Source organism: Roseovarius sp. MS2 (assembly GCF_051447875.1).
Classification (GTDB): Bacteria; Pseudomonadota; Alphaproteobacteria; order Rhodobacterales; family Rhodobacteraceae; genus Roseovarius; species Roseovarius mucosus_A.
The window spans coordinates 2,971,708-2,986,832 of sequence record NZ_JBKHVF010000001.1; the positions used below are offsets into that span (position 1 = coordinate 2,971,708).

Annotated in this window: 9 protein-coding genes; 3 read left to right on the forward strand and 6 right to left on the reverse strand. The window is 54.6% G+C overall.

Annotated elements, in window-relative coordinates:
- Nucleotides 1–144: 144 nt before the first annotated feature.
- The gene (locus tag ACLGGT_RS14650) at nt 145–1,860 is read left to right on the forward strand and encodes a hypothetical protein (RefSeq protein ID WP_437196664.1); all 1,716 of its coding nucleotides are present in this window, start codon (nt 145–147) and stop codon (nt 1,858–1,860) included.
- A gap of 202 nt (nt 1,861–2,062) precedes the next feature.
- On the opposite strand, the gene ACLGGT_RS14655 is transcribed toward ACLGGT_RS14650, so the two are convergent.
- From ACLGGT_RS14655 to hsdR, 6 genes are read right to left on the reverse strand one after another with little or no spacing between them, the layout of a single operon-like run.
- Complete coding sequence (locus tag ACLGGT_RS14655) at nt 2,063–3,673, reverse strand: hypothetical protein (RefSeq protein WP_437196665.1); 1,611 nt, start codon at nt 3,671–3,673, stop codon at nt 2,063–2,065.
- Between the two features lie 11 nt (nt 3,674–3,684).
- A complete protein-coding gene (locus tag ACLGGT_RS14660; protein ID WP_437196666.1) occupies nt 3,685–3,903 on the reverse strand; it encodes a hypothetical protein in 219 nt (72 codons plus the stop codon).
- 8 nt (nt 3,904–3,911) lie between these two features.
- Entirely contained in the window at nt 3,912–5,987 is a 2,076-nt protein-coding gene (locus ACLGGT_RS14665; protein ID WP_437196667.1) for a DUF262 domain-containing protein, read from the reverse strand.
- 60 nt (nt 5,988–6,047) lie between these two features.
- Nucleotides 6,048–7,571 (reverse strand): restriction endonuclease subunit S, encoded by a 1,524-nt coding sequence (locus ACLGGT_RS14670; RefSeq protein ID WP_437196668.1) that lies wholly within the window; start codon nt 7,569–7,571, stop codon nt 6,048–6,050.
- Nucleotides 7,568–9,043 carry an N-6 DNA methylase gene (locus tag ACLGGT_RS14675; RefSeq protein WP_437196669.1) on the reverse strand — a complete coding sequence of 492 codons (1,476 nt, stop codon included), beginning with the start codon at nt 9,041–9,043 and terminating at the stop codon, nt 7,568–7,570. Before ACLGGT_RS14675 ends, ACLGGT_RS14670 begins: the two co-directional genes overlap by 4 nt.
- A complete protein-coding gene (gene hsdR / locus ACLGGT_RS14680; protein ID WP_437196671.1) occupies nt 9,040–12,393 on the reverse strand; it encodes a type I restriction-modification system endonuclease in 3,354 nt (1,117 codons plus the stop codon). The genes ACLGGT_RS14675 and hsdR overlap by 4 nt, the downstream gene beginning before the upstream one ends.
- A 444-nt stretch (nt 12,394–12,837) precedes the next feature.
- On the opposite strand from hsdR, the gene ACLGGT_RS14685 reads away from it, so the two are divergent.
- Both ACLGGT_RS14685 and ACLGGT_RS14690 read left to right on the forward strand, forming a co-directional pair.
- On the forward strand, nt 12,838–13,278 hold the full coding sequence (locus ACLGGT_RS14685) for a hypothetical protein (RefSeq protein WP_437196672.1): 441 nt from the start codon (nt 12,838–12,840) through the stop codon (nt 13,276–13,278).
- Between the two features lie 269 nt (nt 13,279–13,547).
- Nucleotides 13,548–14,948, forward strand: a complete 1,401-nt coding sequence (locus tag ACLGGT_RS14690; protein ID WP_437196673.1) for a hypothetical protein — start codon at nt 13,548–13,550, stop codon at nt 14,946–14,948.
- Nucleotides 14,949–15,125: the final 177 nt, after the last annotated feature.

The window sequence follows — 15,125 nt, forward strand, 5'->3', positions numbered from 1 at the left end:
AGACATTCGTCGTTATTCAAAAGACTGTCTGGCGCAAGTCAGACGCCTTTTGCTATGACTGACACCAGAACGCCCTAAATTATCGGCCAACGCTGTATTGGCGTCACCTGGGGGGTACAGAGATGAAATCTTCGGAGTGATCATTTGCCTGAACTGTTCGACACCATCGCCCCTGCTGCGCTTGCTGACCATGAAATCAGGCTGTTTTACAAAATTGCACCTGTCGATCCTGTCAAAGGGCCCGATCTGTGCATCGGAGACATCGCAAAACCTTCTGACGAGACGCATAGCCGCGCAGACCGCATTTTCCCCACTGATCAGCTGGAGGCCCTAAGAGGCCGGGAAAGTGACACAACGATCTGGGCGGAAAACGGTACACCGGAAGCTTGGAAATCGAGTTGGACCGTATCGTCAGACCTGCACCCTTCGATACAGGACCTGTTGAATGGACAACGGCCATTGCTGGCACGTTTCTGGGAACTGACCGTAAAGGGCAAGGGAATCTTGACCGACGCATCGGTTTACGAAAAATCGGTACCGCCTGAAGCGAGAACCCAGAAAAAACGCCTAGCCCTTTCCTTTAGCAAAGCAGCCTTGGGCCGCATTCAGAGGGCAAATATTACCGTTGCACCGCTTATTCTAACGATTGAGACCTGCTCTATCGCAGCATTTGCATCCGGGTTCTCGGCGTGTTGCGTGTCCGTGAGGGTAGAGCGCGCAGACAAGGCTGCGCTTTCGGCTGTTGAGTTGGTAGAAGTCATTTATGCCTTGTCAAGGAGCAACAGCCTGCATTGGGTCGATTTGAAAAAGCCAGATACAGTGCTGTCTGACACTACAAGTCTGGGACAGGTCGTCCGGCTTTTTTGCGAAGGTGGCGCGGATCGAAAGAAGAAATCAAACCGTGTAGACACCTACGTTTATGCGCAATTGGCCGAACACCATCCCATCGAGGCCGCCGAGACGCTCGCGGCTTTTCTATGTCGGCGTTACACTTCGGACTATCGTTTGGACGTCAAGAATGCCGCGATCGAAACGCTCAGAGATTTTTCAAATCTGAGACACTCGATTGCGATAGAAGGCGCTGCGTCTGTGCTGGTTAAGCCCAAAGATGAAACACAGCCGGATTATCTAACCAACTGGCGAACAACGACTTTCTCCAGCAGCTACGCACACTTGTTCCTCCTTGCGTTGCACGAAGACATCTTTCTGACAAAAAACCGCGCCCATGCTTTGGAAAAGCATCAGGATGATGACGCGCTGGAACGCATTGATGACTTGATCGAGGAAACACTGATTTTCCGCATGTGTTTTCGGTACTTCAGTGTCAGCGCCCTCTCGATGCATACATTCTTCTCGCAAGCGCTGCGCAAAGCTAGGTTCTTGGATCGAAAATTAGATGAGCTTGAAGGCGATGTTCGGGCGATGTCAGAACGTTTGATTGCGGAAAGACAACAACAAGCAGAGGTGGAAGAGCGGTCGCGTTTTATCACATATTCAAAGTATGCCATAGTCGGCGGCGCATTTTTGGCGGGATTAACCGCCTTTACGCTTACGGAAGAAATTCTGAACATACTCCAAGTGATTGCAAAGCAGGAAATCGCTGCGACCATTCCGCCCGAAAGCCTAGATGGATTGCCCGTTGATAATGCTCCAATTTTGACAGCGGCAGAGCCTTCGACCGATCACGCTGAGATCGATAAGACAAGAGCACTCCTGCCTCTTGGTATAGGCGCCCTTGTTACGGTATCCGCGTGGTTCTTGGGATTTCGCTATCGTCTACCGAGCCCTCGATCACGGCGAACAGGCAGACTTTCAATAAAGGCAATGACGCTTAGAATGCTGCGTGGATCATTGCGTTAAAGTGTCCGACCCGAAACCTGAAGGTAGCGTCCGAGGACGTGGTGTAATTTCGCCGGCACAGCCGGTGTAATCTCAGTTGGCCATCGAGGTGTATGGACGAGGTGGAGTTTGGCGATTTGCTATTTTGCTTTTCGTCATAACCATCATCCTCACTTAAGTTGATGGTCTCCGACAAACCCGGAGCGATTCAGTTTCCCAATCGTTAAGTTGCGCTGGTATGACGATGAGCTGGCAAGTGATCAATTACCGTTTGCTGCAGTTCAGGCTCCCAAAAGTAGTAAATTCTTAGACAACGCTTTGGATCGCGAGAGTTTCCTCCCGTCTTTACATGCCAATCAACATCATAGGAACGGCCCTTCCAATCAGCTCGATAAGTATCCCCACCGCAAGGAGAATTAATTATTCCGCCTTCAACTGACATATCTCTCAGAGATGCTCCTCCACTAACGCGGATTTCATACTGTACTGTCGCAAGCCAAGTGACCACCCGCGCGACTAGTCCAACATTCTCATATTCAGGAGACTTAATCATTCTACGCGCCGCTGGCGTCATCAAAACGCGGTCAGGATATGTGTTATCGAACCAATCGAGGAAATCCCCCCATACCACTGGAAGAGGTGGCTCGACAGAAGAGGTTTCGCCAACTTTGGCCAGTGCATCTTTTAGCTGCTTCACCTTAAAGAGGAGCGCCCTGTTCTCTTGCTCCGCCACGAGTGCGCGCGCTTCGGCGGCCTCACTTAATTCAACGTATCCGTCGATTTCCCGTGATTTCTCGTCGATTTGTTTTTCGAGACTGTCGACAAGTAGTTGTGCCGTCTCCAGCAACTCGGCGTCAGGTGCGGAACGGATACTTTGATCTTGAGCTTTGAGGCGTCTACTCGCGGTTCTGACGCTTGCAAACTCCAATACTTCTTTCCCAAGGCGGGTCGTCGCGATGCTGGTATCAGCCGCCACAGTTCGCAACCAAGCCTCGCATGCATTTGCCGCCCCAGCGACACGCAGAGCCTCACCAAGAAACAGCCGGTGCCTGTAAGGGTCGTCGGAAGCTGAAAATCCCGCCATATAAACACGCACGCCATTGTTAAAGACCGACCGATAGCGCCCAAAGCGGTTTGTCAGAACCCAAGTAAAGGCTTCAGGGATACGGACCACACGGGCCAGACCGGCTGTCGCTTTTGCCAAGGCCACATCATCAATGGGCGATGCGCCGCAATCGTCGGAAACGACAATGACGAAAGCGGGCAAACTACGATCCGGGTCTTCAAGATGATCGCAAAGGTCTTCCGCGTCGTTCTCCGACTGAATTATCTTCGGCACTGCAAAGACAGGTCGCGCTCCCCGGATAAGTCCCGGCGCTTCGATTATCTGCAATAAGGTGCCTGGAACGTGAGGTTCAATTCGAAAACCGGGTTCATTGGTACTTACAATCAAGCGCAGGCTGAGGTGTGGACGTTTTCCTTTCTCACCACCGATGACCACCTCGGTGGACCATATGCGTCCCGCCACTGTCTTGTCTGGGTCTTCTGCCCGCAGTGCCCACAAGTCCATTGCGTCATTGGAGATGCGAATGGCTGCGCTGTTGCGCCCGCCCGCGATCAAATCAAAATCGTTCTGATCCCAAGCATCTTTAGGAAGCGGTGCCCCCGCGCGCTTGCTTGCCCATTTCAACACTGCTGCACGGGCAATGTTTGCAGAGGCCGCAAAGTCATCACCGTCCAACTGGGCCGAGACCCTTAGGATTTCGATGTTGCGTGCAACCCTCGACATTGTCTTGGCGAGAGGTGATAGCGCATCGGCGAAACTGGTTGCCATGGGGTGCCTTTCTAATTTTGTAACTGCCGCTCGCGCTTCCCCTTGGGGGCAGCGGTGCGCGTTTCGCGGATGTGGGCGAGGAGGGTTTCAGCGGGCTCATCCGTGGGGTCTCGGGGAACTAGGTCGCCCGCGAAGGCCTTGGCCAGAATGCGTTGATCGAGGTGGCCCAGCAGTTTCAGGGCCGTTGCGGCCTCGGCGGCTAGGTGGTCGATCTTGGCGAGGGCGGTCATAATCACGATTATCCGCGACGCCAATCATCAGCGAGCAGCTGTTGGCTCGATCCTGGCAAACGGATCGTCCAGTCTCTCCAACCGTTCCGGCTCGTTTGAGTCACTGCTTTCGATGCGGATGAAAACGAGAAGTGTCGCCCCTTAAAACCGTTAATTTCCAAGGCACCATTTCGTAAATTGCCGAAATAACGCTTGCCACCGTACTCGAACACACACTGTGTTCCATCTGGCAAGGCTGAAAATGCACGGCTACCCGCTTCGTCCGTGTCGTCCGCCGCTATTGGCAGAGGCGGCTCCCAGCGCATTGCTGCGATAGAAAACAAATCTTGGCCGCGTTGCTTGATGGCCGCCTCGTTCCAAACTTTATCTTCTGAGAGTTCCCGGTTCAGAGCAAGCGATGATTGCTCCTTTAGCGCTGGGAGTTTCACAGAGAATGGGCCATTCGAGACCGTCACATTCAGCGGATGCGTCAGAAGAGTGAGATTTCCCAACTTGTTGATGCACGTTTCGCGTGTGAGCTCTTTTTCTTGCACATCCGCTTCGCTATCTGCTTCAACTGGCCAGTTCGCACGCCAACTCTGTGGCATGATGTGTTCAATCGTCAAATCCGACTTGATCTCTATTTCTTCATTAAGCTTCGTGCGTTTCTGTTGTTCGATGACCTCCAGAATATAACGGAGTCTTGGCTGCCTAGCGTTACGATACTGATCTCGCGTCAACCAAGCGCGCCTGAATTCTTCATCGTCAGGCCATCTATCAATGTCGGATTTGCGGGTTGAAAGATACTCTTTCAGCGTTTCAACAATTGAAGTTTGCATGCGCCGGAGGCGGTCAATAATACCCACGAATCCTTTATTATAATTCTTCGTTGTCAATCCGCAGATATCACGGCGAAGAATATAACTCTCCAGAATCCCTAGGCTTTCTTCCAGCTCTACAGCATTTCCAGAACGCGCGATGTAAATTACTAAAGGCATGGCAGTTGAGACATCAAACGCATCTGCAAATCGTCCAAACCTGCCAAGTGCATCATCCTTTGACTGCTCGAAAAGTCTTTGTTCCACAGCTGCAGTCGCAGAAATCGATTTCAGCTCAGCTTCCGAGGTCGAAGGTGGCATTTGATCCAAAACCCAGCGCCGATAGCCGGAAAAAAGTTGATCAACGGGCACGAGTTGTCCAAGCTGCATCGCGAGGTGATCCGTAAGCATCCAGTTGATGCGCGAGGTCTTTTGCCTTCCGCGCGAGGCGGTCTGCTGCCAAAAAGGTCTATCCAGCGGCAACCAATGTTGCTTGTAGAGCTTATCAACGTTGAGGCTCGCGTCTTGCTGCCCCAAACCAGTGGCGCGCTGAAAGATGAAATTGCGCATCAGATCAGCGGGTGTCAGTTCGATACCGCGGCTATTCAGGGTCTCGAAGATCGTTTGCGGATCATCCCCTGCCTCAAGTTCTATCGAAACAATGGCAAGACCGTCTTTCAGAGCTTCGTAAAGAATGTCGAACTTAAACTCTATGGTTTCAGGGTCGTCGGCTTGTACATGATCTGCAATCTTTGAGCGGAAAAAGTCATAGGCGCTTTGAGCAAGTGTGACTGGGTCCACCGCCTCGTCAACAAGATCAGGGATATCGGTGACGTCCGCCTCAGGTTCAATTATCGCGATAAAGGCCCGACGATCAGTCAGGGTTGGCCATAGCTTGTACCGTTCGACGGCATGCCGCTCCATAACACCTTCATTTAAAAGAAACTTCGTCGCCTCATTCTCGTATTTCGACTTATGCTTTTTTGCTACATCCCGCAACGCGGCCAGAAGTAATTGAAAAGTGGTCAGGCGCTGCTGGCCGTCGATGACTTCATACGCCTGCACTTGCATTCCATAGGTTTTCACCTGATTGATGACCATCGCCCCCATGAAGTGAGGCGTCAGCGATGATCGATCAACGTGCAACTTGCCAACTGCCCTGATGATGTCATCCCACAGCAGTTCAAGATTGGCCTGTCGCCACGCATATTTTCGCTGATAAAGAGGGATCAGATAGCGTCTTTTGCTGTCGAAAAGGTCAATGATTGATCGTGTAAAGGGCTTCACTGCATACCTCCGTTCCTTGTATCTCGTTCGCTCTTGTCAGCCTTGCGATTTCATCTGCAATTAAGCCTCTCGCCGCCGTCTACGCCGAGCGGCTGGTTGACCCAGTCTATCTTCGCGGATGCGGGCGAGTAGGGTTTCGGCGGATTCGTCATTCGGGTCTTGGGGGACGAGGTCGCCTGCGAAGGCTTTGGCTAGAATGCGCTGGTCGAGGTGGCCCAGCAGTTTCACGGCCTTTGCGGCCTCGGCTTTGAGCCGGTCGATCTTGGCGAAGGCGGTTTCGATGCGGCGGACGATTTCGCGTTGTTCTTCGAGAGGGGGTAGCGGAACTGGCACCCTCCGTACATCTCTGAGGTTGAGCCCCGGCATGTCAATTCCACGATACTTGGCGTGCAACCACGACTGAGCAGTCTTGCTTGATAGCCAATGAGCTAGGAACTCCGTAGAAATCACACAAGAGGGCCTAAACCGCGCCGTTCCCTGAGTAATGTTTGCTCCCTCAATCTCAGGCGGCACGATTGCAACTTTGGTGGCTCTGATGATCCCAAGCAGAATATCGTTGCCGTTCAAAGAGGCCCGTTCGTACTTTTGGGCAATCTCGGGGCTTGTTTTCAAGAGTTGGCCAGTTTGAATAACACCGTTCACAATATCCATCCCGCGAACATATGGGATACCGTTTTCTAGTTTCGGTCCAGGTTGAACGATACCATAGACGATCTCTGCGCCTGGCTCGACTATCTCTTCGGCAGCCGCCCAAGTCCAAGTTTGCGGAACTCCATGGGGCTGATCGGTTTCGGCGAGCCGCTCTGGCGCTTGGTATTTCTTCAGCAGTGTCGCATCTGACGAAGTCGGGCGACCGGCGGGCATCTTTTCCCGCAGCATCTGCAACCAATAAGTCTTGTGAAGATGTCTCACGCGATCAAGCAGAACTGAGCCGTCTTCATCATGCTTTGCGTGCTCACGCCAACTCTCTGATATCACACCAACAAAAGCTTGTTGTCGCACACTTTCCTTATACCGCTCCACCAGCTTTTCGATGGCGGTGAGGTGGGTGCGGGCGGTGGTGCTGCGGGCGCTGAGGGTGTCGAGCTTGCGCACAATCCGCCGCTGTTCGGGGAGTGGCGGGAGGGGTATCTCGTGCTGCTCAAGATACGGCTTTGGAACGCGGCGCTGTCCGACAGCCCCTGACATATGTGCTTCGGCATCACGGCGGAAACTGTCTTGGCGCATGAAGCGCCAAACGTATTCGGGCAGAACCGCGCCCTTGGAACGAAGGACATGAAACTCAGTCGATCCGCATGCAATCCCGTTCGTGAGGCCCCGAGCCACTGCCGCTTTTCCGTTTTCCATGCAGGGTGTGATCTTGGCGAAAATCACATCGCTATCGGCAAAGTGCGTGTAACCCTTCCAAATCTCAGACAAGGGACGGTCCACTGCGCCATCAATCGCCCCGGAATGTTCCGATACGGCGGGCATAGGCACGAAAGAAGCCAATTGGCTTTGGTCCGCATCGCTACTGTGCTTCGGGTTAAAATCGCAGACCTCTTCCAGCTTTGGCGCAGCCCACCCCTGCGGCAGCCCCATCATTCCGCCGCCTCCACCATGGGCGCGGTGTCCAGTTCCTCGGCCAGCCCTTCGATCTCTTCCAATGCAGCCCGCAGATGGCCCATGATCGCTGCGGCGATCTCATCGGGTTCGGTCATCTCGTCTTCGGGATCGCCGCTTTCATCTCGCAGCCATGTCCAATCAAGGTTGTCGCCCCGCGCTGTGATCTGATCGCGGGTCAGCTTGCGCCAGCGGCTGGCCTCACCGCCCTCCTCGCGTTCTGATCCGCCCTTGGGGTCGGGGCCAAACAGCCGCTCAAACTCCTCGAAATGCTGTGCCGTCAGGGCGTTGGTCTTGCCAAAAGACGGCATGTTGGTGCGCAGGTCATAGAGCCAGACGGCTTCGGTCGCCTGCACCTTGTGGTTGGCGGGATAGACCTTGTCGGTCACGCGGGTGAAAAACATGACGTTGGTTTTCACGCCCTGGGCATAGAAGATGCCCGTGGGCAGGCGCAGGATGGTGTGCAGGTTGCAGTTCACCATCAGGAAGCGGCGCAATTCGGTGCCCAAGCCATCGCCGAACAGGATGTTGTCAGGCATGACAATGGCGCAGCGCCCACCGGGTTTCAGGCTGCGGATAGCATGTTCAAGGAAGGGCATGGGGCCGACGCGCTCGCCAGCAGTCAGGGTGAAGTCAGGCCGGTTGGTGTTGGATGGCATCTTGTTGAAGGGCGGATTGGTAAGGATCACATGCGCCTTACCCAACATCTCACCCTGCGGGGCGCAGCTGTCTTCGCAGCCGACAAGGCTCTCAATCCCGTGCAGCAGCATGTTCATCACGCAAAGGCGGCGAGTGTCTGGCACCCATTCGTGGCCACGGAATGCCATGCGGCGTTGGAATCGGCCCTGATCCTCGGACAGTTTGAACAGATCGTCGGTAGCATCCTTGATGTAGCGGTCAGCAGCGATGAGGAAGCCACCCGTTCCGGTCGCGGGGTCTTGGATCACCTCGCCCGCCTGCGGCTGGATAAGGCGTATAATGCTGTCGATCAGGGCGCGAGGGGTAAAGTACTGGCCCGCCTTGGACTTGGTGTCCGACATGACCTTTTGCATCAGGCCTTCGTACATGTCGCCAAGGCCGTCTTCGCGGGCTGTGAACCAGTCGATCTTGTCGATGTTGGTGGTCAGCGTTTTCAGGTCTTTGGGTTCGCGCAGATGGGTGATGGCGTCGGTGAAGATAGCCTGCACCATAGGGTTATGCACGATTTCCGGATCGCCCAGATCAAGCAGCAGCTTCTTGTAATAGCGCAGCTGGTCGCCGCCTTCGGCCTTGGATAGCTCAGACCAGCTGTATGCAGGCGGGATCATCGCGGTCTGACCCGTTTCCTCCAGCATCTTGAGGAACAAGAGGTAGGTCAGTTCGTTGACGTAATGCATGATCGAGATGCCAGCGCCTTGAAGCGTCTTGGCCTCGCGCCAGAGTTTGGCAACGATTTCAGCGGTATTCGGGTTCATGCGCTCACTTTCCAGAGTTCTTCGTTGAAGTCGTGTAGAATGGTTTCCAGCTGACCGTTAAACACCTTGTTCAGCCGGTTGAAGCCGCCATGGGCCGCGAAGTTGCCATGGTCAATGCTGTCGCGGTCAAGCACGATTTCCTTGGTGATTTGTTCTGCGATTCGGCGCAGCCATTGCTTTTGCGGATCGGTCCATTTGGATTTGAGTAGGATGGCTTTGGTCGCTTGCTGGACGCGGGCCTCAAATGGGATCAGCGGATCGCCAAGCGCGGCCTGACGGACAAAGCCAATGATTGAGGCGGCGATATCCTCGTTTGAGGCGTCGTTCCATGCCCGTCGCAGGCTGGTTTCCGAAAAGCCCATCTTGTCCAGTTCCAGACGCAAGGACCGCAGTTCGGCCCGCGTCAGGTCGCGCGGGCGCTGCACGACGACTGTCAGCGCGGCGATCTGGTTCTGGTTGTTCTTCACGAAGGACCGGAAGGTGTCGAGGAAGTCTTCGGGCTTTTCATACTGGCCATAGCCCGTGGTGACGGCGTGCATGCTATCTTCGTGGTGCGAGATTGGGATCAGGTTCGGCCCCGTGCCGTCCGGGTTCCAGTCGAGGATTTTGCCAAGACCCGCGTATTTCTTGGCATGGGCTGCGGCATCGCTGGGCGAGCCTTGGCGCAGCCTGTCGCGGAGTTGTTCGACCGTTTCGCCGGTCAGGTCTTCGACCATCTGGGCGACCTTGCTCGGCAGCTTGCGCAGCTTGCGGTGCAGCTTGGCCAAAACCTGATCGCGGACAAGCTCGCGCTGGTCTTCCTCGGTCACGGTGGCCAGTTCATCGAAGAGCTGTTCGAAGGTCAGCTTCGGATTGCTGGCAACCGGCTTCATCTGCGTGAGGTCCTGCAACTTGGCGTAAAGATCCACCGCATCGAAGATGCGGAAGACTTCCTTGCCGATGTCATCGCATCGGCGAGTCGCCCGACCAATCATCTGCTCATAAAGGATGCGACTGTTCACGCGGCGAATGAAGACGAGGTTCGTAATCTTCGGCACGTCAATGCCGGTGGTCAGCAGGTCCACGGTCACGGCAATCTGCGGGAAGGCATCGTTGCGGAAGGACCGGATCAGGGTGCCGACCTTGTCGACGCTGCCGGTGATCTTGCGGATGGCGGCATCTTCAATCGACCCATATTGCGCGGCGAAGGCCTTTTTCAGTTCATTGACAACAATGTCGGCATGCGCATCGGTCGCAGCAAAAACGAGGGTCTTTCCCTCAAGGCTCGGGTCAATGTGCTTGGCCAGTTCTTCCGCGATGATCTGATTGAAAGGTTGGGTGATGACCTTGCGGTTGAACGCTTCAACTTGAAAGCTCAGATCATCCGGGGCCGTCGCGTTCTGCACCTCGCCCGTCTGACTATCTAGAAGCTCAACGTCTTCACCAGCCTCAAACGTAATACCGGCCTTGGCAAGCGCGGTCTGGAAGCGGATCGGGGGTTCGTGGTCAATCAGCCAACCGTCAACCACGGCTTCGCGGTAGGTGTAGGTATAGATGGGGTCGCCGAAAATCTGGGCTGTGTGCAGTGCGGGGGTGGCCGTGAGGCCGATCTTGACCGCGTCGAAGTGTTCCAGAACGCGGCGGTATTTTGAAACGTAATCCTCTTGTCCCCGGAAACTCAGCTCAGCGTCTGACATCTCCCGGTCTAGAAGATAGCCACGGTGACATTCGTCGATCACCATCAGGTCGTATTGACCGATGGGCGGCACTTCTGTGGGTTCGGCGTTGTAGAGCACCCGCTTCACAAGCCCTTGGATCGTGCAGATGTGAACGCGGATCTCGGGGTCAGGCTTGATGTCCTCAAGCCCTTTGATGCCGAACAACTGGCCAAAGGTCTTTGGCCCTTCGATGGCCGTACTCATGAATTCGTCGGTGGTTTGCGTTCCCAGGGCGGAACGGTCAACTACGAAGCAAATGCGCCGGAAACGTTTGGTGGCCAGCAGGCGATACATCATCGCGATGGCCAACTTGGTTTTGCCAGTTCCTGTAGCCATCGCCACAAGCATTTCACGCTTTTCAGTGGCGAGTGTCTTCTCGACCTCCCGGATCGCCGCTTCCTGATAGGGGCGCAGATCGAACCCGAAATCAAAAGATCGGGCCTGCAAAGCGGCTTGCGCCTTTTCCTTCTCCACTTCGAGCATGGAGATGAGTTCTTCGGGCCGGAACCACCCGACCAAGGCGCGACGCAGATTATTGGGCAGCCGCACATCTCGGAACCAGATGCCGCTCTCAGTTTCAACCTGTTTCAGATAGGGGCGTCCATTCGTGGCAAAGACAAATGGAACCACAAAGCCGTCACTCCAAGTCTCTGAATTACCAGACCAGGAAAAACCCTTCGAATAGCGCTCTGCCTGATCCACTGCCGCAGAAATGTTCTTTCGGTAACGCTTGGCCTCAACGATCCCGACGCAAGTTTCGCTCACGAAAAGCGCATAGTCGGCTGGGCCGGACTGCGTCGGCCATTCCGCAATAGCAATATGGCGGCCCTTCACAGGCCGCGTGCCTTTGGCATAACGAAAGTCAACACTGTGGGCTTCCCAGCCCCGATCTCGCAGTTGCTGGTCAATCAGGGCGCGGGTGGCCTGTTCGTCGAGGTCTATCACACCAGCCGCTTCGTTGGCGGCTGTCACGAAGGACATCTTAGCGGCAGGCGCTTGTCTCTGAGCTTGTTCGACGAAATCACGCAGTTGACGATCTGCATCCTGCGCAAGGGCTTCCCAAGTTTTCCTTTCTTCTTGCTCCCTTTGATGCCGCATCTCAGCGGTTTCCGCGGCCAAGCGTGCTTCTCGATGAGCTTCCTCAGCCCTTTGGGCTGCGCTCAATGCCTCGTTGCGCTCGACACGAAGGCGTTCGAGTTCTTGCTGTAGTTCTACATTCGGGTTCTGCGGCGAGGAAGGCGGCAGGAACGGCGTTTTAGCAAAGTCTTTCTCGGCTGTGCTAGTGCGGACGTGCCAGACCCCGAGTTGGACGGCCATTTTCAAGCACGCCAACGCCTCCCGATGATTGCCTGCGCCATCGTGGACTGCAGCGTTGCCTAGTTTCCGAATGTGGTGCAGAACATCAAGAACCCGATCCGGGGCTGACCGTTCGTATTGAAGGCGGCGCAATACATCGGCTTGGGTTTCAGCCTCATGCACAGTGCTGCCGACGAGAGCAGAATGTCGACGGGTCAATCTCTCAGCGAATTGCCGCAACTTAATCAAGCTGGTGCTGGGGTCGTCTTGAAAATAGCTCTCAGCGAGCCTGCCAAGGTTGGCAAGGTCACGATCTAAACGGTCGAGGAACTCGAAATTACTATGGTGCTGATCCATAAACTATTTCTGCGCGAACCTCGCCAAAGATGCAACTTAGCATCGCCGAGAACAGCGCCTCAGCAGTATTATCGTTGAACGTTGTCGCATCCCGCGCATAGTGGGCGCGCAAAAGGTCTGAGGCATATCCAGTCTGTACTCTTTCCTTATGGGCGCTAGATAGCCCCGTAGTCGCAACCGTTGGCTTTGTGAAACTCAGCGAGCGCGGCAACTGTGCAGCGGTGAGTTTGACCAATAGGGAAGCCGATGTTCCGGCATTGGCAGGTATGGTCGGTCTTGGACTGTCACAATTTAAGTATAAACTCCTCACACACTTTTCCGACATCTGATCCCTCCAGCGCGACCAGTTCCGACGCCTGTGAGCTGTGAAACGCTTAATCACCTGAATTTTAAATTTCCTATAAGATTTAAACTCCATGTCACTTTCATGACTGGGAGAATAATATGAACGAAAATAGGAAGTTGGCTGGCAAGAAACGTCAGGAATACGACGCCAAGGTAAAAAAACAGGTCGCAGGCTACGCCCTCGTAGGACTTCGAAGATCTGATTACGCGGGCGTGTTTCAGAAAATCAACGATCACGACCAAATTGCATGGCTTGCAGAGATCAAACTGGATGGCTTTCAGCGCAGCCTCTTTGTCAAGCTGTGCAGCGCACGTGACAAGGATGGCAACATCCGCCGCCGTGGGATGTTGCAAGGATTGCACGTGAAACCAGAGAGGCGCTCGTTCGATCTGATTGACATCCCCGACGGTGGCGAACGGTTTCAAGGGATCATTGAGCTGCAAGACGCCCGTTTGATTATCAATGTGATTCCTGCATCAACAGGCAGAGACCGCAGAATTTATTTGTGCCACTTGGAAGTGGTCCGAAGTGACGCATGATCGGGTCGCTGGGTGCGCGCCCAAGTTTCAACAAATCTGTTACTATTCTTTACATTTTTGCGACTTGGTTCTGAGTTTTCATTACCGCGCCGTCATCTGCATAGGTCGGGTGAAGGGTCAATTTCCAGACAGCACAAAGGCTTGGCATAACAATCCTCCCCGCGACGTTGAGGGGGAACAATGCGGGCACCTCTGGGATGTTCAGTTTCGAACCCGCTAGACGCAATTGGTATCAGAGCACAAATTTTTTCAAAAAGGAGATTTCTAAAATGACATACTTTGAAGGCAGCTTTTTCAGACCAGACCAGGAAGACCGATTTACAGAACTGCCAAGGATATCTGATCAGGACAGGTCAGAGATCGACCTTTTTCAGAAGAGTATCGAAGCGTATCATCTGGCCCTGCTCTCGAATAAAAAGTGTTCGGTTGAAAAGCTATATCGATCGGGCACCTTTCAAAAGTATGAGCAGCGGGCTGCAGCTTTGGCCCGCAAGCATCCCTCCCGCGATCCATTTCGGGCGTATCTATCTCGAACCGAACATCACGACTGGAAGGGTTCAAACAGTCGTCAAAGTTATCGGTCAGCAGTTGTACGTTTAGCCGCCCAAACGGTCCTCGAGTTGGCGCCAGGGTATTGGCGGCGCGTGCACGCGAAGACCAACGACAGCGAGGCTCGCGGGGAGCTTGTCCGTCATCTTAAGCGCTATCTTGATCGGGAGACGCTGGATCAGATCAAATTGGCCACGTCGACACTTTCGCGTGCTGACCTCAAGATGTTCGAGCGCGCTGTCGCGTTCTTGCTTCAAGTGCCGCCGGATCCTGAGCATAGGGCAGTGCGGCAAGCGTCGAACAACGGGCAAAATAATTCGCCTCGGGCAGAAACGTCAAAGAAAAAAGCGCTTTACGCGCTCAATCAACATCAACGACGCCGCACGAAAGAAAACCCGGGGTACGACTGGCGCACTCACTTTTGGCAACGTGCGGTGCTGCTAGATCAACATATAGATGATCACCGGCGGGCCTGTATCGCTGCACTGATGCTGACGGGATGCCGCTCTGCGGAACTTGCCGATAACTTGGGCGTTGTAATCCGGGCATTTGAGCGCGACGGTGAAAACCACCTAGCATTTGAGATTTCTGGGGCGAAACTTGAGAACGCAGAGATCGGAGGATACGGAAAGGGGCAGGATCTGCGCAGGATCGAGGTTTGCTGTCAAACCCATGAAGCCCACTGGCTCTTCGCGCGTGTCTCAGATCGGTACGATTGTCAAACAGTCCTGAGGCTGGCTGTACCGAGGTACAGCCAGACGGGCATAGCGCTAATGCCGACCGAGCGGCAACGTCGCGTGACGAACAGTATTGGGAAACTGGTGGAGAGGCTTGGCAGGGTCGCGTTTCCACGGCTGCAGCAGCGGTTATCGCCATACGTATTTCGGCATGCGCTCTCGTCTGACCTGCGATCTGGGGGAGCCCGGTGGAGCAAAGAGGAAATCGCGACCGTCCTCGGTCATCAAAGCACGCGCACGCAGTCCAACTATGGAAGTGCGAACACGTCTCGAGGTCTCTCAGGCAACCGGGCGGACCAGATCGTGCAGGTGTCAGCACTGAATCCGGTGCGCAGACCAGAGCGCGGTCATCCGGGAGCGCTCGATAGGCCGCACCCGGCATGAGGGTTTGGGGGACTTCCAAACTTGGTCCTATTGCACCACGCTTATTGGAAAATTGATCGCGCCAGCTCATTGCAAGAATGGCCCCCCGAGCAGGTGGGCCGCCAGTTCATGTGAGGGGAGGCCAAGATTCCGCGCTATCAAAATCAGCCGCTCCCAGTCATTGGCGTTTACCAACAA

Coding starts and splice junctions, on each gene's coding strand:
- ACLGGT_RS14670 (WP_437196668.1), bottom strand. CDS start 7,571: ATGATGGGGCTGCCGCAGGGGTGGGCTGCGCCAAAGCTGGAAGAGGTC.
- ACLGGT_RS14690 (WP_437196673.1), top strand. CDS start 13,548: ATGACATACTTTGAAGGCAGCTTTTTCAGACCAGACCAGGAAGACCGA.
- ACLGGT_RS14655 (WP_437196665.1), bottom strand. CDS start 3,673: ATGGCAACCAGTTTCGCCGATGCGCTATCACCTCTCGCCAAGACAATG.
- hsdR (WP_437196671.1), bottom strand. CDS start 12,393: ATGGATCAGCACCATAGTAATTTCGAGTTCCTCGACCGTTTAGATCGT.
- ACLGGT_RS14675 (WP_437196669.1), bottom strand. CDS start 9,043: ATGAACCCGAATACCGCTGAAATCGTTGCCAAACTCTGGCGCGAGGCC.
- ACLGGT_RS14685 (WP_437196672.1), top strand. CDS start 12,838: ATGAACGAAAATAGGAAGTTGGCTGGCAAGAAACGTCAGGAATACGAC.
- ACLGGT_RS14660 (WP_437196666.1), bottom strand. CDS start 3,903: ATGACCGCCCTCGCCAAGATCGACCACCTAGCCGCCGAGGCCGCAACG.